Origin of the sequence: Collinsella aerofaciens (genome assembly GCF_039062315.1) — a bacterium.
GTDB lineage: Bacteria > Actinomycetota > Coriobacteriia > Coriobacteriales > Coriobacteriaceae > Collinsella > Collinsella aerofaciens_BG.
Map to the genome: position 1 here is coordinate 86,105 of NZ_JBCJBG010000003.1, position 25,839 is coordinate 111,943.

A 25,839-nucleotide genomic window follows, 5' to 3' on the forward strand; every position below is an offset into this window, starting at 1 on the left:
GGGCACGGCATGCGGCCGCGCGGGCGTGCTTGGTAGTGCGCTAATACATACAAAAACAGGTGCGCACAGAGAGGACGTTGCTCAGCACGCTGGCGATCGCTTTGGCAGCCCTATCACGCGCCGTCCAGACGCAGCAGCTCTAAGCGATGGAGCAGATTCGCCGCCGGTTAGTATACCCGTACTCCGTATGCCCCCACGTAAACCACAGATGACGAGGCGGACGGGGCGGGCCTGGCCGATTGTCTCAATCTGTAACAGCTGCGGGACAAAACCGGGTCCTAATTGTTATAGATCAAGACAGAGGGGGATTTCCGTTCAGTCCAACCAAAATCTCTCGGTCTTCCTGCAATTTCGAACATGTGGCCTATAATGTTGCTTTGGTTACGCTATATATTGCGCAGCCATTTAATACGTCGCCCACCGGGGGCCATTAATTCCTATCGCCATATTGGCTAGGAAGCAACCAAAGGAGGTATCCGTGGCAGCAGAGACGCCTTGCTCGGTCCTCTATAACGATATTCGCTCGTTCGGCGGTCTTAAACATCTCGAGATCGCCCGAATGCTTATCAACGGAAACTCTTATCTCGGCAGTACCCTGCTCGAGAAGTGCTCTTCCAACCGCTCGTATCTCACCCGTTACATCGTCCATCGCAAGCCTGACCAGTGCGCGCCCTCCATCTACAGCGACTTTACTGTCACCACGCTCAACCTTTCCTCGGCAATCTGCAGCAAGCTCGGCGGCGGCGAGTCCGCCTATCGGGCAATCGCCGAGCACTATCGCGGTCCGGCCGCCAACGAAATGATGTCGGCTCTCACCAGCTACAAGCTGGACAGCCGCCTATATGCAAATGCCCTCAATCGCATCGACAACTTTGACGGCAATGCCGTGCGCGAGAAAAGCACGCTTTACCTTATGCTCTTTGTGGCAACGGGGGCGCTCGCCGATCCCGTTCAGGGCGTGGCCACCGTCGAGCGCTTTTGCGACAGCAAGACGGGCGAGCACTTTGGCACCACCGAAACTACCGTCGGACGTGGCTTTATGAGCAGCCTGGAGCAGCCGCGCACCGTCGCCCCCAACCTCGGTCTGCTCAGAACCCATGCCGACAACTGCGCCGACATGCAAATCCATCCCCTCACACGCGATCCGCGCGGCACCGTGATTGGTTCTTTGCCCAAAACCTCGCCCAGCATCACCGATGTGGGCGCCGACGCATCGCGCGAGCATCTTCGCATTTGGCTTGAGGGTGAGCACTGGTACGCCCAGGGCCTTGGATCGACCAACGGCACGGTACTCGAATCGGGTGCAGGCGACGGCGATATTGTGATTGAGCCGCCACGCGACCAACGCGAGCCCGGCAAGATCTATCCCCCAGTGGAAATCGAAAACAGCGACAGGCTCCATCTGGGTCTCTACACGACATTCCTTGTCATTGTGGACTAGCACGGACGGCGATCGAAAGACGGTCGCCGTCCGTCTTTCGTCTTCTACCTTCTGCGTCGTAAACGACAATGCTCAGCGGTATACGTGGGCAGTGCGGCTATCATGATACTTTACCGATATCCGCACTGCTCACGTATACTTGCGGCAACCCATGCCAGACAAAGGAACGCCATGGATACTACCGATAGCGCCTATGGCGACAAACTCATCCGTCTCGATACGTTCGATACCGCCGTGGCGGTCGACCCCAGCGCCGAGGACGACGCCAAACGTCGGTTTATGACGCTTATTCTCCAGACGGCCCACCGCAACAACGGCAACATCGGGCACGTGCTGCGCGCGACCAACACGAGCGGCGAGGTCTTTGCCGTCAAGCTACTCAAGGACAACGCTATCCTTTCCGGCCAAGCCCCCGACCGCTCCGCCGAGCAATCGGCCGCGCACCTGGCCAACACCGCTGCGCTGTTCGAGGAGTACCGTCATCTGTGTACCGTCTCGCACCTGCGCGGATTTCCGCGCGTCTATGGCTACGGCTCGTGTGAGAATGACCCGCTCATCCTCATGGAGTGGGTCGAGGGCACCTCGCTCAAGCAGGCGCTGCCCCTGCTTCCGCACGACGCCTCGGGCGGGCTGACCACCCAGATGGTCGCCGCCGTCGGAAACGCCGTGCTTCGTGCGCTCTTGATGACCCAAGGCCTCGTGAATCCGGTCATCCATCGCGACCTGTCGCCTGCCAATATCATGTTCCGCACCACCAGCCGAACGCTCGAGCAGCAGATTGCCGATTGCTCCTTTGACCCCTGCCTCATCGACATGGGCTCCGCGACCATGGCCCTCGGCGACGACACGATCACCCGGCGCGCCGACATCTGGCGCTTTGCCACGCCCGCATACGCCGCGCCCGAGATGCTCACGCAGGATATCGAAGGCATCGCGGCCCTTCGCCGTTCGCCGGCAATCGATGTCTACGCGCTTTCGAGCATTCTGTACCAGCTCTACAGCGGTCGCAAACCGTTTGACTTTGAGTCGACGGACGCCGCTGCAACCGGCTCGTTCTATCTCGTAAAGACCAAGACCAAGCCGGCGCCGCTCGAGCCGCGCTGCGAGGGCGATGAAGCGCTCGTCCAAATCATCATGAAGGGTCTCTCGGTCGAGCAGTGCGATCGTCCCACCGAGCAGCAGATGCTCGAGGTGCTCTCGACATACCTCACCGACGCCGAATCCGAGGGCCGCGAGGGCGCGGGCAGTGACGCCGCAATCGACATCGACTCCGGTACGCACCTTAAGATCGACGTCGCCGGCGAGCGCGCGCGAGAGATCCTGGAGCAGGCCCGGCACGATGCCATGACCCGCCGCCGGTTTATTATCGGTGGCGTCGTTGCAGTCGTTGCGGGGCTCAGCGTCGTTGGCGCGGCGACCCATGGCTTTGGCATCCCCGACTACCTGGACGGCATCCGCGGTTCGCTTGACGACTACACTTGGGATCAGCTGCAGGAGATTTCGCTCAAGATTAAGGCCGCCGAGACCCGTAGCGAGGCACGCGAGATTGCCAAGCGCTACCACCTGCTCGACGCTGATGGGCATATCCCCTATCCGTGTACCAAGCGCGTGAAACTCACCAACGGGCTGCAGGTTGGCGCGCAGCTTGTGGGCATCCGCCACGATGAGCTTCTGGACGGGACGGGCAAGGCCGGACTGACGTTTATGTTCGATGCGGGTATTGCCGAGCGCAACGCTGCGGTTGAACCGCCGAGCGCCGGCTGGGCAGATTGCGAGCTGCGGGAATGGCTCGACGGTGACGGCCTTAAGCTGCTGCCCAACGAGTTGCGCGCACTCATCAAATCTGTCAAAAAGATCTCGAATAACGTTGGCGCCGCCAACAGTGCATCGTGTCTGAGCGAGTTGCCCGCAACCCTTTGGCTGCCCGCCATGGTCGAGTTGTGCGGTACACAACCGCCCGATTCGTTTGCCGAGGGCTATCACTACCTGGCAGACATCTACAACGGCGAGGGCAAGGAGTATCAGCTCTTCCGCGAGCTCAAGGTGAGCCCGTATTCCACGAACGAGACGATGGTCCGCCAGTGGAAGGGCAAGGACACCTGCTGGTGGGAGCGCACGGTGAGCCCCGACTCATCGGAGACCGAAGGCACGCTCTACATAAACCGTGTGGGCCACGACGGCGACGCCTTTACGTACGCAACGCCTACGGACAAGCCAAACAAACGAACCTGTGTGATCCCCGGATTCTGTATCTAGAGAGCGGGCGTCTTGCCGTGACGAGACCCCACCCCGGCAATTGTCTTGATCTGTAACAGTTAGAGGTCATTTTCCCTGCTAGATATTACAGATTGAGATGATTGGTTGGGACGGTCCATCGGCCAACCATCCATCCTCATCTGTAACGAAATCTCATATATTATTTCTGTACTGGACACCCCCAGGGGGTATGGGTGTATAGTATCGGTAGGTTAACATTTCCAACACTACACCATAGAAAGGAGAAGCCATGGCTCAAGATAAGTTTGACGTGGGCGGCATGACGTGCGCCGCTTGCCAGGCGCACGTGGACCGCGCCGTCAGCAAGCTTGACGGCGTCCAAAGCGTCGCGGTCAACCTGCTCGCCGGTTCCATGATGGTCGACTATGACCCCGCGCAGGTCTCCCCCGACGATATCTGCACCGCCGTTGACCGCGCGGGCTACTCGGCCTCGCCCGTCAGTACGGGCACCGAAGCCGCCCCAAACGGCAGCGCGCAAGCCAGGTCAGGCGCCGCTCATATGGAGTCGCCTACCAAAAAGTTGGAGGCCACCGCCTCCGCCATGCGCACCCGTCTCATCATCTCAATCATCTTTCTCATTCCGCTGTTCTACATAGGCATGGGGCACATGCTCGGCTGGCCGCTGCCCAGCGTCTTCACCGACCACACCCACAGCATGACGTTGGCGCTCACCGAGCTCGTCTTGCTCATCCCCATCGTCTACGTCAACGACGCGTACTTTATCAACGGCTTCAAGTCGCTCGTGCACGGCGCACCCACCATGGACGCTCTCATCGCCGTCGGTGCCACCGCGTCGATCGCCTGGTCGCTCTACGCTATGTTCATCATGGCCGACCAGCTGGCCGCAGGTCAGGTGCACGAGGCCATGATGACGAGCATGGACAACCTGTATTTTGAGAGCGCCGGCACCATCCTGTCGCTCGTCACCGTGGGCAAATACCTCGAGACGCGCAGCAAGTCCAAGACCGGCGGCGCTATCGAGGCGCTCATCGACTTAGCACCCAAGACCGCGACCGTCGTGGCAGAGGACGGCAGCGAGGCCACCGTCGACGTCGATACCATTCTGCCCGGCCAGGTGCTGCGTGTGCGCCCCGGCGAGTCCATCCCTGTCGATGGCGTGGTGCTCGAGGGCAGCTCGGCCGTGGACGAGAGCGCGCTCACCGGCGAGTCCATCCCCGTGGAAAAGACCGCCGGCGACACCGTCAACGCCGCCACTGTCAACCGCACCGGCTCGTTTACCTTCCGTGCCACACGCGTGGGCGCCGACACGTCGCTCGCCAAGATTATCCAGCTCGTCGAGGACGCCAACGCCACCAAGGCGCCTATCGCCCGCATGGCCGACAAAGTCGCCGGCGTGTTCGTGCCCGTGGTGTTCGTGATCTCGGCTGTGACCTTTGCGGCGTGGATGGCACTGACCGGCAGCATAAACGAGGCGCTCACCTCCGCCGTGGCCGTACTGATGATCAGCTGTCCGTGCGCATTGGGTCTGGCCACGCCCGTCGCCATTATGGTCGGCACCGGCAAGGGCGCCGAGATGGGCATTCTGTTCAAGAGCGCCGAGGCGCTGGAGAATCTGCGCAGCGTGGGCACCGTGGTGCTCGATAAGACGGGAACGGTCACTCGCGGCAAGCCTGCCGTGACCGATATCGTGGTAGCCACGCGTGCCGACGGATCGCCCGCCATGAGCGAAAAGGCGCTGCTCAAGCTGGCCGCTGCGCTGGAGCGCTCAAGCGAGCACCCGCTGGCCGAGGCGATTATGGCCGAGTGCGAGGCGCGCGGAATCGTCGCACGCATGGTCGAGGACTTTGCCGCCGTGCCCGGGCGAGGCGTTACGGCACGCGAGGGGCAGAATGTCATCGCCGCCGGCAACGTGCGTCTGATGGACGAGCTGGGCGTGAAGGTTCCCGCCGGCCTTGCCGAACAGTTCGCGGCCGAGGGCAAGACGCCGCTGTTCTTTGCCAAGAACAGCGAGCTTGTCGGCACCATCGCCGTGGCGGACGAGGTCAAGGAGACGAGCGCCGGGGCCATCGCCGCACTGCGCTCGCTTGGCGTCGACGTGCGCATGCTCACCGGCGACAACCGCGCGACAGCCGAAGCGATCGCCCGCCGCGTGGGACTGAGCAGCGAGCAGGTCATCGCCGACGTCCTCCCCGCCGACAAGGAACGCCACGTGCGCGAGCTGCAGGATGCGGGCAGCAAGGTCGCCATGGTGGGCGACGGCATCAACGACTCCCCCGCCCTGGCGCGCGCCGACGTGGGCCTTGCCATCGGTACCGGCGCCGACATCGCCAAAGAAGGGGCAGATGTGGTTCTCATGCGCAGCGACCTCATGGACGTCGCCCGTGCCATCGAGCTGTCGCGCGCCACAATTCGCAACATCAAGCAGGACCTGTTCTGGGCGCTGTTCTACAACGGCATCGGCATTCCGCTGGCGGCGGGCGTGTTCTTCCCCCTCACCGGTTGGCAGCTCTCGCCCATGTTTGGCGCCGCGGCGATGAGCCTGTCGAGCGTATGTGTCGTGTCCAATGCCCTGCGCCTGAAATCCTTTAAACCCAAAGTGGCAAAATAAGCTCACCATTAAGTCCATTTAGAACGGGTTTTCCAGGTGCCCGAGATTGACCTGAAAGAGGGGCGACGCGTACTTTGGTACGCGAGCGACGGCTTGAAGGTCAAGGTCGGGTGCCTGGGAAAGCCGACACAACAGAGAGGAATATCCATGCGTTACACAATCAAGACTTCCGGCCTCATGTGCGGCCATTGCGATGCCACCGTCGAGACCGCGCTGCTCAACGTGGTCGGCGTGACCGACGCCGATGCCGATCACGAGACTCAGACCGTACAGGTGGAGTGCGCCGACACCGTGACCGCTGAACAGCTCACTGCCGCCGTCGAGGGCGCCGGCGAGAAGTTCCACGCCCTTTCGGTGACCGCCGCGTAGCAGACGCTGCCTACTCAATCCTCAGAAGTTGCGGTGAAATACGGACTGTTGTGCCGCCCTAGGCCTTTGAACGGTCCGTATTTCACCGCAACTGACGGGGACATCCGAAAGATCGACCAGAAACGAGGACCCGCCATGATGGCAGACCATAAATCGGTAACCCGCATGCTCAAGACGGCACGTGGTCAGATCGACGGCATCCTGCGGATGGTCGAGGAGGACCGCTACTGCGTCGATATTTCCACGCAGCTCATGGCCACACAGGCGCTCCTCGCGCGCATTAATGCCGACGTGCTCAAAGCGCATATCGAGGGCTGCGTGACTTCGGCAATCGAATCGGGCGACGAAGACCTCAAAGCTGCCAAGCTCGCCGAGATCGAACGCGTCGTCGACAAGCTCTCCAAGTAACTGGGGCATTAGGGACAGACTTCTTTGCACCGTCTTGGTGTTCCGGGGACAGGTATGTTTGCACCACATTGGTGCAGATTAACCTGTCCCCCTTGCTCTAAATCGGGTATAAAGGCGTGCAGCATATCGAACGAAAGGCAATTTGCATGAATGACTTTATGAAGGGTCGCAATGGCGCCGACGAGCTCACCATCGTGATGGGTTTTGCCGGCATCGTCATCGCGATGATCGGATCGATAGCCCGCATCCAGTGGCTCAGCTGGATTGCCATCGCCGTAATCGTGATTGGCGTGCTGCGCGGCCTGTCCAAAAATATCGACGCACGTCGCAAGGAGAACGAGGCCTTTGTCGCCGCGACTGCAAACGTACCCGGCTTGGGCAAGTTTGTAGCTAGCTTGGGCGGCGGAGCTGCAGCGGCCAACGCCTCGCGCGCAGCCGGTACTAGCAAGGAAGACTTTGAACGTGCCAAGCGCACAGCCAAGAAGATGTGGAAGGGCCGCAAGACCACAGCCTATCTCAAGTGCCCCAACTGCGGCCAGATGCTCTCCGTTCCCAAGGGCAAGGGCAAGATTCGCGTCACCTGCCCCAAGTGCCACGCCAAGATGGAGACGCGCTCCTAGCCGTCATACCATGGGACAGAAAAAGCCGAGGCCTCGCACTGGGACCTCGGCTTTTTTGAATGTGACAAGGGGACCGTCCCTTCGTCACGCCTACGCCACGCCGTCGCGGGCCAGCTCCTCGGCAAGCGCTTCGGCTGGCATGGCCATAATCGCGTCGAGCTCGGCGTCCACCTCGGGAATACGCTTCACCTTGAGCTTGCGCACCAAATCGCCACGGCACATCACGTGCGTCGGCTCACGCAGTGCGCACAGGTCATCGAGCGGGTTCTTGCGCGTCACCAAGATATCGGCGGCCTTGCCGCACTCGATTGTGCCAGTCTCGCCGTCCAGCCCCAGCAGCTCGGCGTTGACTTGCGTAGCCGTATGCAGTGCGAAGGCGTTGCTCACGCCGACATGCTTGGCAAAATAGGCCACCTCACGCCACATGTCGTACTGCGTCACGAACGGGCAGCTCGAGTCCGTGCCCAGGCCCACCTTAACGCCAGCTTCCAGTGCGGCACGGGCGCTCTCGATAATGCCCGAGCACACGATGTCGCCGTTCTTCTTTTGCGTATCGGTCGAATGGGTCTTTTTCGGGTCGAGCAATACAAACGGCAGCGCCGGGCTGATAGTGCAGGTAACGCTGGGCGCGCGATCCTCAAGCTGCGTGCCCGCGGCGCCGCGGTACAGTTCCAAGATCTCAGGAGTCATCGGGGCACCGTGCTCGATCGTGTCAACGCCGGCCTCAAGCGCGGCCTTCACGCCTTCGGTGCTCTCGACATGGGCCATAACCGGCAGGCCCACCTCGTGCGCAGCCTTGCACGCCGCCGCGGCAACCTCCACCGGCATACGCAGCACGCCCGGCTCGCCCACCTCGGTCGCATCGAACACACCGCCCGTTACGAACAGCTTAATGACGTCGGCACCGCGCGCATACAGGTCGCGCACCTGTTCGGCTGCCTCGGCGGGGCTGTTAGCCACCTGGGCGAACAACCCAGCACCGTGACCACCCGGCACCGTGACGCCCGTTCCCGGCGCTACCAGGCGCGGACCCTGATACTTGCCGGCGTCGATGGCGTTGCGCACGGCGATATCGGCAAACAGCGGATCGCCCGCACCGCGCACCGTGGTCACGCCGCTTGCCAGCTGCTGTTGGGCGCTGCCCTTGAGGATGTGGCGAACGATGGCGCGGCCCACCGGATTATCGAGCTTCTTCATCAGCGCGCCGGCATCTCCCGCCGAAACCGGCTTGCCCGAACCACACAGATGCACATGCATATTGATGAGACCTGGCATGAGATACGCCCCTGCCAGGTCGATGACCTCGGCACCTGCAGGCGCCTGCGCCACAGCACTCGGCCCCATCCACGTGATGAGACCGCGCTCAACGGCCACGGCCATGTCGGGCTGCGGCTCCATATGTTCCGAACCATCCAGGACGGTCGCATTGATAAACAACGTGGAACGATCGGCAGACGCCATATCGAGCTCCTCCCCCTCAGAAAACTTGAACATCTGTCCATTATTATCCAGTGTAGCCCGATTGCCACAGACATATCGGTTAACGGAGGGAAGAGGGGATGTGGGGGACGGAATACGCTGCAGTCCCACCCCAGCGACACCAGGGAAGTGTCTCGATCTGTAACAGGTACAGGGTTATTGGGCCCCTTGATGTTACAGATCGGGACATTCGGTCGACGTTTCACCGGTTTGTCTCGATCTGCAACAATTACGAACTCAAACAACTTCTAAACGTTACAGATCGAGACAAAACCTCTCAGCGCCCATACCACTGGCGTCTCCACTCCTCAGCCAAATCGGGCCGTCGCGGAATACCCGCCAACCTCATTTTCTCGACCAGCTTCCCCGGGTCTTTGAGTTCGTTAAACGTAAACCGAAGCACCTTGTGCCCGAGCATTGTCAGATGAGACTCCCGTTGACGTTCTGCCACGAATGGGTCGACCGACTCCCGGCCCTCGCCGTTCTGCAAGGTGTACTTCACCTTTCCGTCGAGCTCGCCGATGACACACGTCCCGTCCTCGAGCCGCCAAAAATAGTCGACGCGAAACACCTGGCTCGGATCGAGCGGGTCGCGAAACTCCGCCTGCAGCTCCGGAACCGGAAAGCCGTACGCAATAAAGAACACTCGGAACCGAGACTCGCCGCCGTTTTCGGACAGCCCGTCCGCATACGACGCAATCGCCTGTGCCCTGCGATACCCTCGCCTGCCCTCGCAATCGGCGCGGAGACGCTCGCACAAATCCCCACGTGATACGCCCTTCGCCCGCAATGCAGAATCGGCGATCGCCAGACCATACGAAAACGGCGCACGCAGCAGACAATCCTCCACCGTGCGCCAAAACGACGTCACCCGCACGCCGTCGACGCGCTCAAGCGCTCCCGCCATCTGAGGACGCAACAACCTGCACCCGCTGCTCAACGTCACCGAACAACCCGTCTTAACAAGAAAACGCGGCCCGAGCAGATCATTCGGCACCTCCAGACCCCACAAAAGTGCCGCGTCATAACCCCAAAACGCCCAATCGGGATGAAATTCCGCAAGCCCTTTGATAGTCCTCAGCGCTCGCTCTGCAGGCGTCAATGCATCCCAATCATGCTGAAAACAGAACAGGTACGGCTCGGGCTCCGCGATATCGTCGGTTCCAACATGGCGTCGCAGCCACATGAGCTCGGTATTGTCATGCGTTGCGAGCAGCGCACCTTGCTTGGCCGTCTCCGTGAGCCGCGCGAGCATCCTATTCCGCGCCAACGTGTTGCGAGTCGCATGTTTGTGTTTGAGAACGGTATTAGACACTTTCATCACCACCACGTCAGACAAATGGACCATCGTCACCGTTGCCTCCGCTGGCAAATGTCTTGATCTGTAACAGGAAGACAGTCTTTGAGCCTCTAGTTGTTACAGAGCAAGATCTTTCGACACCGCGTCCAGCCTTTGTCTCAATCTTTAACAGGAAGGTCGAAATTGGGCCTGTAGATGTTACAGATCGAGACATTCTCCCAACCCGTTGCCGAACATCTCAATCTGTAACAGTTACGGGCCCAAACAGCCGCCAAACGTTACAGATTGAGACAAAGTCAGGGCTGTAGGGCGGCACCAGTCACATCCCCTACTCCCATTCTTGTTCGTAGATGTTGAGGGACTTTACGTAGCGCCCCTGGGCGCCCATGATGTCGCGGACCAGGCGCAAAAAGAAGCTGACGCACGAGGTGTCAAAGCCGTCCTGCAGATCCTCGGGATGCACCGCACCCGGTCCATCGACCGCCGTGTCACTCAGGCGCGCGATGTCATACAGATAGAGCTGTCCCGCCGTCAGCCAGACATCGTCGACGCAGGCGAGGCGCACCGCGATCGCGCCGTCGCTCCAATGCTCCTTTTGCACGATATGCGGGTCGTAGACATCAAAGCGAAGGTCGGCGCGCGTATCCTTCAGCGCAACCATGCCGTTCGCAGGATCCTTGTCCAAAATGCCAAAGCGCGAGAAATACTGTGTGTCGCGCACCTGCTCGAGCCGCTTAAGCGAGGCAGGCGAAAGCGATGCCGGCGGCTCGTCAACATACAGCTCGAGCAGCGTCTTGCCATGGCGATAGGAGCGCTCGAAGAGCAGCCAATCGGTAAATGCCATGTTGTAGGCCATGATTTCGTTTTGCGAAGGCTCGGTGCGATAGCTGAGCCACGGGTCGACAATGATCTCAAACTGCTCGCGCGCCGGCTCCAAAAACTGAAACTTCCGCAGCATCCAAAAATGGGCCATGTCGGCAATATCGTTGCCGACGGCTTCAGCCAGATGCGCTCGATCTAAAGCGTGATCAGTCATGGCATCCTCCTCAAACTGATGGACCTCAATTTGAGCTTACGAGGAGGGTGGGCAGTCACGACCAGCGCGGGCAAAATAGGCCTCCGGCTGCAAACCAGATGCTGACCAAACACTTGACGAAAAGCTTGACCGAAAATGCGCACCGCAACAAAACCGCAGGTAAACATAGACGGCCAACCCGCCCTTTTGAGCCAGATACCCGCAGCCACCACAGAAACAACAGGTGACCACAGCCCAAGAAGTCGACAAATGAACACCCGTACGTCGACAAACGAACAAATCGGTCGCAAACCCGCAAGGAGTGTCCCCGAATGCCGGCACATAAGGAACGTCCCCAGCTGCCGGCACTTGGGGACGTTCCTTTTGGGCCGGCCGTTGGGGACAGCCCTTGACGATTCAGCTGTGGACAGCCGCCTTACAGCTCCAGCGCGTCGGCGACTTCGGCAGCGCAGGCCAGGGCGTCGGCCATAGCGTTCACCACGAGCGAGCTGCCGTTGCGAGCATCACCCGCCACATACACCGGTGCGGCATCCGCGGAGACGCCGTCGACACGTGCCGCGAGGTGCGAGCCCTCGGCAGCCATCACAGGCAGCGGACGACCAGCGGTGGCAACAGGCACGCCTACCGCATCGAACACGCCATGCTCAGGACCCGTAAAGCCGCAGGCGATGAGCACCAGCTGGGCCGGCACCTCGTGCTCGGAGCCCGCGATGCGCTCGGGCTTGCCAGCCGACCAATCCAGATCGGCCACGCGCAGGCCCGCGGCCGCGCCCTTCTTGTCCAGCAGTACCTCGAGCGTATCCACGCCCCAAGCGCGCATCTCGCCGCCCATGGCAGCGATGGCCTCCTGCTGGCCGTAATCGGTCTTCTTAACGTTGGGCCACTGCGGCCAGGGGTTGCTCGCCGCGCGCGCATCAGGCGCCGCCGGCAAGAACTCAAACTGGCGCACGCTGCGCGCACCCTGACGTACCGCGGTGCCCACGCAGTCGTTACCGGTATCGCCGCCGCCGATGACCACGACGTCCAGGCCGCGTGCATCGACGACAGGCTCGCCGCCATCGAGCACCGAGACGGTCGAGGCCGTCAGGTAGTCCACGGCATACACCACGCCGGGTGCGTCAATATTCTCAGCAGCCAGTCCACGCGGAGTGCGAGCGCCGGCAGCCACCACGACGGCGTCAAAGCCATTGAGCTTGGCCGCCACCGCAGGGTTCGTAACGTCAGCACCCAGCTCGAACACAATGCCCAGCTCGCACATAAGTGCCACGCGACGCTCGACCACGGACTTCTCGAGCTTCATGTTGGGAATGCCGTACATGAGCAGGCCGCCCGGGCGGTCGTCACGCTCAAACACCGTCACGCGGGCACCGCGACGCGCAAGCTCCCATGCTGCCACCAGACCAGCAGGACCGGAGCCCACCACGGCAACCGTGGGCGCGCCCTCCCCTGCCGGCTCAAAGCGGCGCGGACCGCCGTTGGCCCACTCATGGTCGCTGATCGCACGCTCGTTGTCATGGATCGTCGTGGGTTGGCCATCGACCGAACCCAGGTTGCACGCGGCCTCGCACAACGCCGGGCACACGCGACTCGTAAACTCGGGCATGGGCGAGGTGAGCGACAGGCGCTCGGCAGCCTCATCCCAGCGGCCGCGGTACACCAGCTCATTCCACTCGGGAATCAGGTTGTGCAGCGGGCAGCCGCTCGGGCGTGCCTTGCCAAAGCTCGCGCCCATCTGACAAAACGCCACACCGCACATCATGCAGCGGCTCGCCTGGGCACGGCGCGCATCGTCGTCGAGCTCCACGTACAGCGGATCGAAATCGCGGTTGCGCTCCTCCACGGGGCGCAGCTCGTGGGTCACGCGATCGATATCAAGAAAAGCACCGGGCTTACCCATGGCACTTACGCCTCCTTCTTGGTCGAAGCAACAGAGCTGGCAGCCACGGACGCAGCGCCCGCGCCAGCAGCACCACCCGCCACATCAAAGCGAGCGACATCGGCGGCGTCGGCGCGACCGGTCACAATGTCAAACGCCAGCTCCTCGGCCTGCGCATGCGTCTTGCCGACGGCCTCGGCGGCGGCGACAATCGCCAGCACGCGCTCGTACTCGGTTGGAATGACCTTCACAAAGTGCTTGCTCATCGTCTCAAAGCTGTAGAGCAGCTTAATGCCGCGCGGGCTCTGCGTCGCGTCCACGTGCTCCTGGATGAGCTCGCGAATCTGCGCCAGCTCACCGGCCGTCGGGGCTTTAAGCTCAACGCTCTCGTGGTTCACACGGGCATCGAGCGTGCCGTACTGGTCAAAGACGTAAGCCACGCCGCCCGTCATGCCGGCGGCGAAGTTCTGCCCGACCTCGCCCAGGATGAGCGCCAGACCTCCCGTCATGTACTCGCAGCCATGGTTGCCGCAGCCCTCGACCACCACGGTGGCACCGGAGTTGCGTACGCCAAAGCGCTGGCCGGCCAGGCCGTTAATGAAGCCGCGACCGCTCGTAGCGCCAAAGAAGGCCACGTTGCCCACGATGATGTTCTCGTCGAACTTGTAGGTCGCATGCGGGTTGGGGCGCACCGACACCTCGCCGCCCGAAAGGCCCTTGCCAAAGTAGTCGTTGGCGTCGCCGCACACGTTGAGCGTAATGCCGCGCGGCAGGAAGGCGCCAAAGCTCTGACCGGCCGAACCATCGCAATCGATGGTGATGGAGCCGGCGGGCAGGCCCTCGGGATGCGCCTTGGTCACCGCGTTGCCCAAGATGGTGCCCACGCAGCGGTTGACGTTGGCGATATCGGCGCGAAAGCGAATCGGACGCAGGTGCGCACGGGCATCGGCCGTATAGGGCACAAACAACGTGGAGTCGAGCGTCTTATCGAGCTCGCTGTCCGCAGCCATCTGGGGCAGGAAGTGACGGCCGTCGGCGCCCGGGATGTGGGCACCAAACTCACAGGTCGCGCTTGCCAGCACGGGCGACAGATCGAGCAGGTTGGCCTTGCGGTTGCCCGGGACCTCGATCTGGCGCAGGCACTCGGGATGGCCGACCATCTCGTCGACGGTGCGGAAGCCCAGGCTCGCCATGACCTCGCGCAGCTGCTCGGCAACAAAGAGCATAAAGTGCTCGACGTGCTCTGGCTTGCCGCGGAAGCCGCGACGCAGGCGGCAGTTTTGCGTAGCGATGCCGGCCGGGCAGGTATCCTGCTGGCAGTCGCGCTGCATGAGGCAGCCCATGGAGATGAGCGGCATGGTCGCAAAGCCAAACTCCTCGGCACCCAGCAGGCAGGCGACGGCGACGTCGGTGCCGTCCATGAGCTTGCCATCGGCCTCGAGCACCACGCGTGAGCGCAAACCGTTTTGCAGCAGCGTCTGCTGGGCCTCGGCAAGGCCAAGCTCCAGCGGCAGACCCGCGTGCCAGATAGAGTCGCGCGCAGCGGCACCCGAGCCGCCATTGTGGCCGCTGATCAAAATCTTGTCGGCAGCGCCCTTGGCCACGCCGGTGGCGATGGTGCCGACGCCGGCCTCGCTGACCAGCTTGACCGACACGCGCGCGCCGGGGTTGGCGTTCTTAAGATCGAAGATCAGCTCTGCCAAGTCCTCGATGGAGTAGATGTCGTGGTGCGGCGGAGGCGAAATCAGGCCGATGCCGGGCGTGGACTGACGGACCTCGGCAATCCAGGGGTAGACCTTCTTGCCGGGCAGGTGACCGCCCTCACCGGGCTTGGCGCCCTGGGCCATCTTGATCTGAATCTCGAAGGCGCTGCACAGGTAGCGGCTCGTCACGCCAAAGCGCGCGCTTGCCACCTGCTTGATGGCGGAATTCTTGGAGTCACCGTTGGCCAGCGGGGTCTCGCGACGCGGATCCTCGCCGCCCTCGCCCGAGTTGGAACGACCGTGCAGGCGGTTCATGGCGATGGCCATGCACTCGTGTGCCTCTTTGCTGATGGAACCGTACGACATGGCGCCGGTGTTAAAGCGGCGGACGATGTTGAGCGCGGGCTCCACCTCGTCGAGCGAAACCGGCGTGCGACCGTTGGCATTAAAGTCCAGCAGGTCACGCAGGCGCACGGCACGGCCGGTGCGGTGCAGGCGGGCGCTGTACTCCTTAAAGGTGTCGTAGCTGTCCTCGCGGCAGGCGGTCTGCAGCAGGTAGACGGTCTGCGGGTCGATAAGGTGATCCTCGCCGCCGAGCGGGCGCCACTTGGTCAGACCCAGCGTGGGCAGCTGATCGGGAGCCGGGCTCTTAAGGATAGCGAGCGCGGCGTCGTAGCGCTCATTCTGCTCGCGCTCGACGTCCTCGACACCCATACCGCCCACACGGCTCACCGTGCCGGCGAAATACGCGTTGACGAACTCCGGAGTGAAGCCCACGGCCTCGAAGATCTGCGCCGAATGGTAGCTCTGCACCGTGGAGATGCCCATCTTGGACATGATGGAAACGATGCCGGCGGTCGCAGCCTTGTTGTAGTTGGCGATGCCCTGCTCGGCCGTCACGTCCAGGTCGCCGCGTGCCGCCAGATCGCGGATGCACGCATGTGCGTTGTACGGATAGATGCCGCTCGCGGAGTAGCCCACCAGCGCCGCAAAGTCGTGCGGAGACACGGCGTCGCCGCACTCCACCACGATGTCGGCAAAGGTACGCACGCCGGCGCGGATCAGGTGGTTGTGCACGCAGCCCACGGCGAGCAGCGACGGCACGGGCACCTCACCCGCAGCGGCGCGATCGCTCAACACCACGATGTTCACGCCGTCGCGGACCGCAGCCTCAACATCCTCTGCAAGCTGCTTGAGCGCAGCCTGCAGCGCGCCCTCGCCGGCGTCGCGGCGGTACACGGCACGGAAACGGCGGGTCTTAAAGCCCACGCGGTCGATGGCGCAGATACACTCGAACTCCTCCTCGCTCAGCAGCGGACGCTCCAAGCGCACCAGCTGGCAGGCCGTGCGGGAATCCTCGAGCAGGTTGCCGTGGTTGCCCAGGTAGAGCGTGGTCGAGGTGACCATATGCTCGCGCAGGGCATCGATCGGCGGGTTCGTGACCTGGGCGAACAGCTGATAGAAGTAGTCGAAGAACGAGCGCGTCTTCTTGGACAGGCAGGCCAGCGGCGCATCGATACCCATCGAGGCGAGCGGCGCCTTGCCCTGCTGGGCCATGGGACGCACGACTTCGTCAACGTCATCCCAATGGTAGCCGAGCTTGGCCATACGCACGGCGGCGGGCACCTCGGCGTCCTCGGCGGGCGTTGTCGCAACGGGCTCATCGAGCGCGTCGACGGTCAGCGTCTCCTCGGCAATCCAGTCGCGGTAGGGTTTTTCCTTGGCATAGCGGGCGCGCAGCTCATCGTTGTAGATCACGCGGCCGCGGGCAAAGTCAACCTCGAGCATCTGGCCCGGTCCCAGACAGCCGCTCGTCAGGATGTTCTCGGGGCTCACCTCGATGGTGCCCACCTCGCTTGCCAGCATAAAGCGACCGTCGCGCGTCACATAGTAGCGGGCGGGACGCAGGCCGTTACGGTCGAGGGCGGCACCCAGCGTGCGACCGTCGGTAAAGGCGATGGCCGCCGGGCCATCCCACGGCTCCATGAGCATGGACTGGTAGGCATCGTAGGTGCGGCGCTCCTCGCTCAGACTGTCGTTGTGGTCCCACGGCTCGGGCAGCAGCATGGATGCGGCACGCGTGAGCGGACGGCCGTTCATGACCAAGAACTCGAGCACGTTGTCCAGAATCGCGGAGTCGGAGCCCTCGCGGTTGATGATGGGCATCACACGCTCAAGATCGTGCTGCAGCACGGGGCTGTACAGGTTGGGTTCGCGGGCGCGAATCCAGTTGACGTTGCCCTTGAGGGTGTTGATCTCGCCGTTGTGGATGATAAAGCGGTTGGGGTGCGCGCGTTCCCAGCTGGGCGTGGTGTTGGTGGAGTAGCGCGAGTGGACGAGCGCCACGGCCGTCTTGACGGCGGCGTCGTTGAGATCGATGAAGAAGCGGCGCATCTGCGTGGCGACCAGCATGCCCTTGTACACGATGGTGCGCGAGCTCATGGAGCATACATAGAAGATTTTGTCGCGCAGGGCAAACTCAGCGTCGGCCTTCTTCTCGATGGTGCGGCGGCACACGTACAGGCGGCGCTCGAAGGCATCGCCGGCGGGCGTGTCGTCCGGACGGCCCAGGAAGGCCTGCAGGATAGTGGGCATACAGGCGCGGGCCGTCTCGCCCAGGTCGTGCGGGTCAACCGGCACCTCGCGCCAAAAGAGCAGCGGCACGCCGGCCTCGGCGCAGCCCTCCTCAAACACGCGACGGGCATCCTCTACGCCCTTGTCGTCCTGCGGAAAGAACAGCATGGCCACGCCATAGTCGCCCTCTGCCGGCAGAATCTGGCCGCACTTTTGAGCCTCTTTGCGAAAAAAGTGATGCGGAACCTGGAACAGGATACCGGCACCGTCGCCGGTGTTCTTCTCGAGTCCCGTGCCGCCGCGGTGCTCCAAGTTGACCAGAATGGACAGCGCGTCGTCCAGAATCTGGTGATGGCGCTCACCGTTGATATCGGCAAGTGCGCCGATGCCACATGCATCGTGGTCGAATTCGGGGCGATAAAGGCCCTGCTGTTGAGCGGAATCTGCCTGCATCGCGATCCTCCCCTAGATATTTAGACAGTCAGTTGAATAGGCATAGTAGGAGCATCAGGGCATCGTTGTGTTTCCCGCCCGTTTCGAAACAATCGCGTAACGCACACCTTACGAGTGGGCACCGCCGACCTCAAGGGCGGCAACAAGGCGCCCAAGTTCGGCTTGTAAGCTCACCGCTTCAAACATCTCAATCTGTAACAGGAGGAACCGATTTTGGCGCCTAGATGTTACAGATTGAGATTTTCTGCGGGACGGTTTTGGTTTGTCTCGATCTGTAACACGAAGGGTCGGTTTTGGCGGCAAACTGTTACAGATCGAGACATTTCGGCAGCCCCCTTTCACCATCCCATTCAAATACAACAATTTTGTTAGTCTTGGTTAACTTTTAAGCTTAAAACGGGTATCCTTTGCGGCGTCAAGCAAACGGCACGCACACCGTGCCAGATCAAGGAGGCCCCTATGGCGCACCAAGCAGACCAGCAGACGATGCAACTCGTCCTCATCCGTCACGGAGAGTCCGAGTGGAACAAGCTCAACCTGTTCACCGGCTGGACCGATATTGAGCTCACCGACACGGGCCGCGAAGAAGCCGCAGCAGGCGGTCGAGCCCTCAAAGAAGCCGGTTTCGACTTTGACGTCTGCTACACTTCGCGCCTCAAGCGCGCGATCCACACCCTCAACATCGTGCTCGGCCAAATGGATCGCGAGTGGCTGCCCGTCATCAAATCCTGGAAGCTCAACGAGCGCCACTACGGAGCGTTGCAGGGTCTCAACAAGGCCGATGCCGCGGCGGAGCACGGCGACGAGCAGGTGCTCATCTGGCGCCGCTCCTTCGATATCTGCCCGCCGGCACTCGAGCCGAACGACGCGCGCGATCCCCACACCCAGGAGCAATACCGTGATGTCGCGCCCGATCAGCTGCCCTATACCGAATGCCTCAAGGACACGATCGCCCGCGCCTGGCCCTATTTCGAAGACGAGATTCGCCCCCAGATGCTCGCCGGCAAGCGCGTACTCATCGCCGCACACGGCAACTCCCTGCGCTCACTCGTCATGAAGCTCGAGCACCTCACGCCCGAGGAGATCCTCAAGGTCAACATCCCCACCGGCGTGCCGCTCGTCTACACCTTCGATACCGATTTCAATGTCCTCGACAAGCGCTACATCGGCGACCCGGCGACCATCGCCGCCAAGATCGACGCCGTGGCCAATCAGGGCAAAGCGCACAAGTAGCCCCAACCCAAATCCGACGCGTGGCGCCGCACGACCCAGATGCGACGTCACGCCGCCCATACGCAGGAGCGCACCATGCTCAACCATCTCAAACAACACTTTGGCTCCCGACGCACCGGTGGTCACGGAGGCCTAGACATTGCGCGGCATATCGGCCCCGGGCTGCTCGTGACCGTCGGCTTTATCGACCCGGGCAACTGGGCCTCCAATATGGCCGCGGGCTCGCAGTTTGGCTACGCGCTGCTGTGGATCGTCACGCTGTCCACGATTATGCTCATCGTGCTGCAGCACAACGCGGCGCACTTGGGCATCGCCACGGGCGCCTGCCTTGCCGAGGCCACGACCCGCTTTCTCCCCCGCATCGTGGGACGCGCGGTGCTCGGCAGCGCCTATCTCGCGACCATCGCCACCGCCATGGCCGAAGTCCTGGGCGGCGCGATTGCCCTTCAAATGCTCTTTGGGCTGCCCGTGCGTGCGGGCTGCGTCATCGTGGCGGCAGTATCGATGGCGATGCTCATGACGAACTCCTACAAGCGAGCCGAACGCTGGATCATCGCCTTCGTAGGCGTGGTAGGACTCTCGTTTTTGGCCGAGCTTGCACTAGTCAAGGTCGACTGGCCGCAAGCCGCCGCAAGCTGGATCACGCCCAGTATGCCCACTGGCTCTGCCGCGATTATCGTGAGTGTCCTGGGTGCGGTCGTTATGCCACACAACCTTTTTCTGCACTCCGAGGTCATCCAATCCATGCACTTCGAAGGCCAAGGCGAGCAGGTTATCGAAGAGCGTCTGCGCTACGAGCTCTTCGACACGCTCATTTCGATGGGCGTGGGCTGGGCAATCAACTCGGCCATGGTCATCCTGGCCGCAACGACCTTCTTTGCGCACGGCATGGTCGTAGACGACCTCGCCGTCGCAGCGGCCACGCTCTCCCCCATTCTGGGCCCGGCGAGCTCGACCATCTTTGCGGTAGCGCTGCTGTTCGCGGGACTATCGAGCAGCGTGACAGCGGGCATGGCGGCGGGGACCATCACTGCGGGCATGTTCGACGAGGAATACGATATCCACGACCGACATTCCTCGATCGGGGTGGCGGCCTGTTTCGTCGGCGCAGTGACGGCGTGCCTGGTCGTCCCAAATCCTTTTGAAGGTCTCATCTGGAGTCAGGCACTGCTGTCGCTTCAGCTACCGATTACGGTCTTTGTGCTCATACGGCTCACCAGTTCACCCCGCGTCATGGGCAAATACGCCAATTCGCGTCCACTCAACGCGCTGCTCGTAGGGATCGGTGCCATCGTGACGATTCTCGATGTCGTGTTGTTGACAGGGATGTAATGGGGCGGGGCACCTACTCAGGCAAACGTCTCGATCTGTAACATCTAGACCCGCTTTTGATGTCTAGATGTTACAGATCGAGATCATTCCGAGGGTCAGCTCCGTTTGTCTCAATCTGTAACAAGTGGGCCAAATTTCCACCGTTAGATGTTACAGATTGAGACAAAAGGTCGGCCGGACTCACAACAGACAGGATCGGCCAACAGCAACCGCGATCCCTTGGGGGCGGAGGAAAAGGGCCCCGGGCGAGAATTCGACCGAGGCCCTTGGACAGAGCTATGTTCGGCTTTCGCCGTGTGTCTGCGAGCTACTCCTCGACGAGCTCAAACTGATCGGGACCGACGCCGCAGACCGGGCACACGTAGTCCTCGGGCAGCTCGGGCGTGTCGACCTCAACCTCGTAGCCACAAACGATGCACACGAACTTATACGTCTTCTTCTCCTCAGCCATGATGTTCTCCTCTCGAACGCGACTGGTGATGTACTTCGCTTATTAGTATATGTTATCAATAATATAATGCAAGTATTTTTAGAACATTTCTAGCCTTGATACGAGGACGCCTTCGGAGGCGTCTTGCCCTTCAGGACCTTATGGTAGTAATCGTAGGTGAGCGGCGTCTCGTCGCTCAGGTGCTCGGCATCCTCGACCTCGCCGATAAACAGTAGATGCGTGCCCACATCCACAGTGTCGATCAAACGGCAGCTAAACAGGGCCGTCGCGTGCTCGGGCACATAGGGCATGCCCAGAGCCGTCTCGCGGGTCTCGTATTTGGCAAACTTGTCATAATCGCTGCTGGTGCGGAACCCAAAGTTACCGATGTAGAGCATGTCGGCGGTCTGATCGATCACGGTCAGCGCGAACGCTTTGGCCGATGCGATGACGCCCGAGGTGACGTTGTCCTTGTTCACGGCAACCGAAATGCGCGGCGGCATGGACGTCACCTGCACCGCAGTGTTGATGACGCAGCCGGCGCGCAGCCCGTCTGCCGCGGCGCTCACCACGTACAGACCGCTCGGCATGGTAAAGAACGCAGTTTTGTCCATAACGATCACTCCCCTAACCCGGGTTGGAACCTCATGGATGTATGTACCCACAAAAAAGGCGGCGCCCATAACGGATGCCGCCTTTGAGACATATGTGTCAGAACAGTAAGAAAGATGAGACGCCCGCAGTTGCGGTGAAATAGGGACTGAATAGCCCCTCAAACAGGCAAAACAGTCCGTATTCCACCGCAACTTATACAGAACGCCTAGCGATTGTGCTCCTTGAGGGCGCGGTCGATCTCGCGCTGGACATCGCGCTTGGCCATATCCTCGCGCTTGTCGTAAAGCTTCTTGCCGCGGCCTAGGCCCAGCAGCAGCTTTACGCGGCCGTCGGTATTAAAGTAGAGCTCCAGCGGCACCAGCGCATAGCCGCGGTTGCGCAGCTTACCGTCGAGAAAGTCAATCTCCTTGCGGTGCAGCAGCAGACGACGGCGGCGATCAGGGTCGCGGTTCCACACGCCACCATGGCTATAAGGGTGGATATGCAGGCCCACGAGCCAGCACTCGCCGCCACGAATCAGTGCAAAGGTATCGGTAATCTGGCACGCGCGCTCGCGAATCGACTTGACCTCGGTACCGCTCAGCTCAATACCGCACTCAAACGTCTCATCGATAAAGTACTCGTGATGAGCCGAGCGATTCTTGGAAATGAGCTTGCGCTTACTGGGCATCGCCGGCCTCCTTGGCGCCATCGGCGTTTGAGCCCGCAGCCTCGCGCTTTGCCTTGCGCTCGGCGTTAAGCTCGGCATCACTCTCGCGCACCAGCTTGATAATCGCCGCGCACGCCTCTTCGCCCACCAGGTCGCGGGCACGGACCGTCAGGCGCGTAGCCTCCTGCTTGTCGCCGTCGCTCGCAGCGTCGGTCGCACACATGATCAGGCAGATGGCAATCTCGGCCGAAGGCGAGGTCGGCACGCCCTGCAGGGCGAGCTCACCCATCACATGGTCGTCACTCTCGTCCGCGGCATCCGGATAGGTGGTATGGATCTTGTTGAGCAGGCGCGTCGTATGCGCATCGTTGGGCGCCAGGCGCAGCGCCAGACGCGCGCAGCCCACGGCAGCCGAAATGTTCTCGGTCTCGGGCTCCAAGAAGTACTGACCCAAGTTGGTGTAGGCGCGTGCGGCGCACTTACCGTCGCTCGCGCGCTCCAGCACCGAGAACGAGAGCGATGCCCACTCCTGCTTGTCCTCGAGCGCGCGGAACAGCTCGGCCAAGTCCAAGCGATAGTTGCAGTTCATGGGATCCCAACGCACGGCCTGCATCAGGGCATTCCGAGCACTCACATAATCCTGCTGGCGGATGTAGGCAAACGCCATGTCGGAGTACAGGCGGTCAAAGGGAACCTCGACCTGCACCAGCTCGCGCGGATCCTTCTCCACGCGGCGATAGGCCAGGCGCTCAAACTTGCTGTCGAAGCTAAAGTACTGGCGCTTCTCCTCCGTCTTGCACTCAGCGTCGATATACTCCTCGGCGAGCTCCACCAGACGCTCAAGCAGCGGCGTCGCCGTAGCCAGGTCGCCCTGCGCCAGATAGTTCTCGGCATACGTGATGTCTTCCAAGCTGATAGGCAGGTCCATGACAACTCCTCGGTCCGGGCGGCAGACTCAACGCGCGCCTTAAATATCGGTCAATACACAAAACCCGGGTCTCTTACGAGGCCCGGGCGTTCAATTTTGGTAGCCCGTACCAGATTCGAACTGGTGATCTCCGCCTTGAGAGGGCGGCGTCCTAAACCGCTAGACGAACGGGCCATATGTAGCAAATGCAATGGCTGGGATGGAGGGAGTCGAACCCCCATTGACGGAACCAGAATCCGCTGTCCTGCCATTAGACGACATCCCAATGACTGCATCGCTGCGCTCGGCTGTGCCTTTGCGCAAGAAAGAAATATACGGGAAGTCCGGCCGTGACGCAAGCCCCAATTTTGAATTTTTTGAAATTCAGTCAAATACGGCCGACACGTGAAGGACCTGTGAAGTCGACCGCTGCACACGAAGGGCAAAACGCCGCGAGCGGTAGCCGTCAACCGTTGGCAGATTCTACCGCGAAAACGATAGCACCAGGCAACACAATCGAAGTATCAATGATCACGTAGATATCGAGGCGCCATGGACGAAGAGCTTGATTACCTATGGGAGACCCTGGGCCTCGAGATCACTGCTGACCTTTGGCCCGAACGGGACAAAATCCATCCCACCCTGCGCCCCGCCATCACGGTGATGCAGGCAAAATACCGCCGTGCATCCTTTTTGATCATGCGGATGTCATGGCACGCGGGACTCCCCGACCTTAAGCGAATCCAGGCAAGCCTCGTCGAGCTGTCCGGTATGCCGACTGTCATATCCGAGGCGCACCTGGAGCAGCGACAGCGCGAGCGACTGCAACAGCAGCGGATTCCCTTTATCTGCCCCGGTGTTCAGGCATATCTGCCCTTTATGGACGAGGAGTACTGGAGCGGCAAGCCCAACAAGCACGTAAAGGTCTACAATCCGCACGAATGGGCACAGCTCGAGGATTGAGCCGAGCGAGCCCGCCGATGGAAAACACGTCCCACCCTGAGCACTCAAAACGGGTCGCGCTTTCCGCAGCCGCTACAGCAACGCCTCGGCCCAAGCCGATTCCCTAAAGCCGGGAATCGCAAAGTCGTCGCCCACCAGCAGTGGGCGCTTAACCAGCATGCCGTCGGTCGCCAGCAGCTCGTAGCACTCCTGATCCGTCATGCCCGCATCCAGACGCGCCTTCAGACCCAGCTCTCGATATTTCATGCCCGACGAATTAAAGAAGCGCCGCACCGGCAGCCCCGAACGAGCAATCCAGGTCGCAAGCTCATCAGCCGTGGGATTGTCCAAAACGATATCGCGGTCGATATACTCTACCCCGTGTTCGTCCAGCCATGCCTTGGCCTTCTTGCAGGTCGAGCACTTGGGATATTCAACAAACAGTACGGTCATGGGAATCCTCCGAATATAGATCGGCCAACGCAGGCACACGCCACACGAGGCGCCTTCGTATGATGGGCCAATTGTAGCCCACGGGTCACACGCTAAACGAACCGTACCCCGAATCCGCGTTTGATGAACGGCAGCAGCTCCATTGCCTCGGGCGTGATATGGCCCGCAACGTTCATGCGCTCGCCACCGGGAAGATCGACCCGCGCAATCTCAAGCTCGCCTTCGTAGCGCCCATAGCCGCTATTACTCACAGCGATCGACCCCGCCTTTCGCGGCAGGCCGGCTCCGGCATCCGTCGGCACGGAATCCGGCTTAAGCGTCGTGCGCGACTCCTGAGACCTAAAGATGAGGACGCTCGAATCGGGCCGGTCGTGATGAATCTGCCCACGTACATAGGCATAACCGGACTCAAGCTCGCATTGCAGGTCCACGTATCCGGCGGAAACTTGAGCAAACTGCGCCCAGCCCGCATCGGAAAGATCGGGGTCGCCGACCAACACAATGTCGCAATCGGCGCCATGTGCGAGCTCAAGCATGTTGAGGGCAACCTTTGACGCGCGACCGCGATGTGCCTCGACCGTCGGAAGTCCCTCGAATACCGGCCCGCGAACGTTGGCATCACCCGGCACAAAAGCCATGATTTCGAATCCAAGCGCCGCAAGACGAAGATTCGTCCGAGCAATGTCCTCCAGAGCTAAACCGGTATAAGGCTTAGGGTAAAAATTGTGGCAGGCGGCAAAACGAGTCACATCGGCACCGGCCTCACGCCACGATGCGATTTCATCAGAACTCACCGTCGATGCATTGACCACAATGCGAAATACACCGGACAGCTCCGCGACCCGCCGGGCGCTAAAGCCATAGTCCAAACGAAGGTATTCCAACCCCAGATCGCGCAGGTCCTCGATGCGCTCAAGCCCGAGCAAATCGCACGTGCGCGGTCCCACATCGGCAATGAGCGCAATGCCGCGGGCGGAAAGCAGCGACAGTACATGACGGACCTTATCGGCATACGCCGCTCCCCCATCCTCGGGAATATGCAGCGAGGTGAACGCATAGCGTGCACCCGCCGCGGCGCCACGCTCAATCGTTCGCTCAATATCCTGCAGAGGGCTGGAAAGATAAATCGAAATACCCGTTTTCACGCTTCAACGCTCCTTTAAAAAAGGCCGG

At 61.3% G+C, this 25,839-nt stretch carries 20 protein-coding genes and 2 tRNA genes; 9 read left to right on the forward strand and 13 right to left on the reverse strand.

The features are described 5' to 3' along the window. The first annotated feature begins 478 nt into the window (after positions 1-478). The 6 genes from ABCP74_RS02405 (at position 479) to ABCP74_RS02430 (ending at position 7,684) form a co-directional block, all read left to right on the forward strand. Entirely contained in the window at positions 479-1,441 is a 963-nt protein-coding gene (locus ABCP74_RS02405) for an FHA domain-containing protein (RefSeq protein WP_343000664.1), read from the forward strand. Positions 1,442-1,612: 171 nt separating this feature from the next. After that, a complete protein-coding gene (locus tag ABCP74_RS02410) occupies positions 1,613-3,697 on the forward strand; it encodes a protein kinase domain-containing protein (RefSeq protein WP_343000663.1) in 2,085 nt (694 codons plus the stop codon). Positions 3,698-3,947: 250 nt separating this feature from the next. Beyond that, a complete protein-coding gene (locus ABCP74_RS02415) occupies positions 3,948-6,287 on the forward strand; it encodes a heavy metal translocating P-type ATPase (protein ID WP_343000662.1) in 2,340 nt (779 codons plus the stop codon). 147 nt (positions 6,288-6,434) lie between these two features. Continuing rightward, positions 6,435-6,656, forward strand: coding sequence for a heavy-metal-associated domain-containing protein (locus tag ABCP74_RS02420; RefSeq protein ID WP_343000661.1), 222 nt, complete (start codon positions 6,435-6,437; stop codon positions 6,654-6,656). Between the two features lie 138 nt (positions 6,657-6,794). Continuing rightward, positions 6,795-7,064 carry a metal-sensing transcriptional repressor gene (locus ABCP74_RS02425; protein WP_226812542.1) on the forward strand — a complete coding sequence of 90 codons (270 nt, stop codon included), beginning with the start codon at positions 6,795-6,797 and terminating at the stop codon, positions 7,062-7,064. Between the two features lie 146 nt (positions 7,065-7,210). Continuing rightward, the gene (locus tag ABCP74_RS02430; RefSeq protein WP_117734398.1) at positions 7,211-7,684 is read left to right on the forward strand and encodes a hypothetical protein; all 474 of its coding nucleotides are present in this window, start codon (positions 7,211-7,213) and stop codon (positions 7,682-7,684) included. 90 nt (positions 7,685-7,774) lie between these two features. Here the strand turns inward: ABCP74_RS02430 and ABCP74_RS02435 are convergent, their stop codons facing one another. From ABCP74_RS02435 to gltB, 5 genes are all read right to left on the reverse strand, one after another. Continuing rightward, complete coding sequence (locus ABCP74_RS02435; protein ID WP_343000660.1) at positions 7,775-9,145, reverse strand: amidohydrolase family protein; 1,371 nt, start codon at positions 9,143-9,145, stop codon at positions 7,775-7,777. Positions 9,146-9,440: 295 nt separating this feature from the next. Further along, positions 9,441-10,517, reverse strand: a complete 1,077-nt coding sequence (locus ABCP74_RS02440; protein ID WP_343000659.1) for a hypothetical protein — start codon at positions 10,515-10,517, stop codon at positions 9,441-9,443. Between the two features lie 274 nt (positions 10,518-10,791). Next, positions 10,792-11,499 (reverse strand): hypothetical protein, encoded by a 708-nt coding sequence (locus tag ABCP74_RS02445; RefSeq protein ID WP_343000658.1) that lies wholly within the window; start codon positions 11,497-11,499, stop codon positions 10,792-10,794. 415 nt (positions 11,500-11,914) lie between these two features. Further along, entirely contained in the window at positions 11,915-13,396 is a 1,482-nt protein-coding gene (locus ABCP74_RS02450; RefSeq protein ID WP_343000657.1) for a glutamate synthase subunit beta, read from the reverse strand. 5 nt (positions 13,397-13,401) lie between these two features. Beyond that, positions 13,402-18,105 (reverse strand): glutamate synthase large subunit, encoded by a 4,704-nt coding sequence (gene gltB, locus ABCP74_RS02455; protein WP_343000656.1) that lies wholly within the window; start codon positions 18,103-18,105, stop codon positions 13,402-13,404. A 459-nt stretch (positions 18,106-18,564) separates the two neighbouring features. On the opposite strand from gltB, the gene gpmA reads away from it, so the two are divergent. Then, positions 18,565-19,338, forward strand: a complete 774-nt coding sequence (gpmA, locus tag ABCP74_RS02460; RefSeq protein WP_343011723.1) for a 2,3-diphosphoglycerate-dependent phosphoglycerate mutase — start codon at positions 18,565-18,567, stop codon at positions 19,336-19,338. Positions 19,339-19,413: 75 nt separating this feature from the next. Further along, the gene (locus ABCP74_RS02465; protein ID WP_124786021.1) at positions 19,414-20,670 is read left to right on the forward strand and encodes an Nramp family divalent metal transporter; all 1,257 of its coding nucleotides are present in this window, start codon (positions 19,414-19,416) and stop codon (positions 20,668-20,670) included. A gap of 307 nt (positions 20,671-20,977) precedes the next feature. Here ABCP74_RS02465 and ABCP74_RS02470 read toward each other — a convergent pair whose 3' ends face one another. From ABCP74_RS02470 to ABCP74_RS02495, 6 genes are all read right to left on the reverse strand, one after another. Then, positions 20,978-21,121 carry a rubredoxin-like domain-containing protein gene (locus ABCP74_RS02470; RefSeq protein ID WP_117638060.1) on the reverse strand — a complete coding sequence of 48 codons (144 nt, stop codon included), beginning with the start codon at positions 21,119-21,121 and terminating at the stop codon, positions 20,978-20,980. A gap of 89 nt (positions 21,122-21,210) precedes the next feature. Next, complete coding sequence (locus ABCP74_RS02475; protein WP_124786020.1) at positions 21,211-21,714, reverse strand: flavin reductase family protein; 504 nt, start codon at positions 21,712-21,714, stop codon at positions 21,211-21,213. Positions 21,715-21,920: 206 nt separating this feature from the next. Further along, positions 21,921-22,385, reverse strand: coding sequence for an SsrA-binding protein SmpB (smpB, locus tag ABCP74_RS02480; RefSeq protein WP_343000655.1), 465 nt, complete (start codon positions 22,383-22,385; stop codon positions 21,921-21,923). Then, positions 22,375-23,292: a tetratricopeptide repeat protein gene (locus tag ABCP74_RS02485; protein ID WP_117634813.1), complete on the reverse strand. Its 918-nt coding sequence runs from the start codon at positions 23,290-23,292 to the stop codon at positions 22,375-22,377. Before ABCP74_RS02485 ends, smpB begins: the two co-directional genes overlap by 11 nt. A gap of 97 nt (positions 23,293-23,389) precedes the next feature. Further along, positions 23,390-23,466, reverse strand: a tRNA-Glu gene (locus tag ABCP74_RS02490). Between the two features lie 17 nt (positions 23,467-23,483). After that, a tRNA-Gln gene (locus ABCP74_RS02495) sits at positions 23,484-23,557 on the reverse strand. Between the two features lie 266 nt (positions 23,558-23,823). On the opposite strand from ABCP74_RS02495, the gene ABCP74_RS02500 reads away from it, so the two are divergent. After that, positions 23,824-24,234 carry a hypothetical protein gene (locus tag ABCP74_RS02500; RefSeq protein ID WP_124786018.1) on the forward strand — a complete coding sequence of 137 codons (411 nt, stop codon included), beginning with the start codon at positions 23,824-23,826 and terminating at the stop codon, positions 24,232-24,234. A 72-nt stretch (positions 24,235-24,306) separates the two neighbouring features. Here the strand turns inward: ABCP74_RS02500 and ABCP74_RS02505 are convergent, their stop codons facing one another. Then, the gene (locus ABCP74_RS02505) at positions 24,307-24,666 is read right to left on the reverse strand and encodes an arsenate reductase family protein (RefSeq protein ID WP_124786017.1); all 360 of its coding nucleotides are present in this window, start codon (positions 24,664-24,666) and stop codon (positions 24,307-24,309) included. A 92-nt stretch (positions 24,667-24,758) separates the two neighbouring features. Further along, on the reverse strand, positions 24,759-25,811 hold the full coding sequence (locus ABCP74_RS02510; RefSeq protein WP_161194478.1) for a MupG family TIM beta-alpha barrel fold protein: 1,053 nt from the start codon (positions 25,809-25,811) through the stop codon (positions 24,759-24,761). Positions 25,812-25,839: the final 28 nt, after the last annotated feature.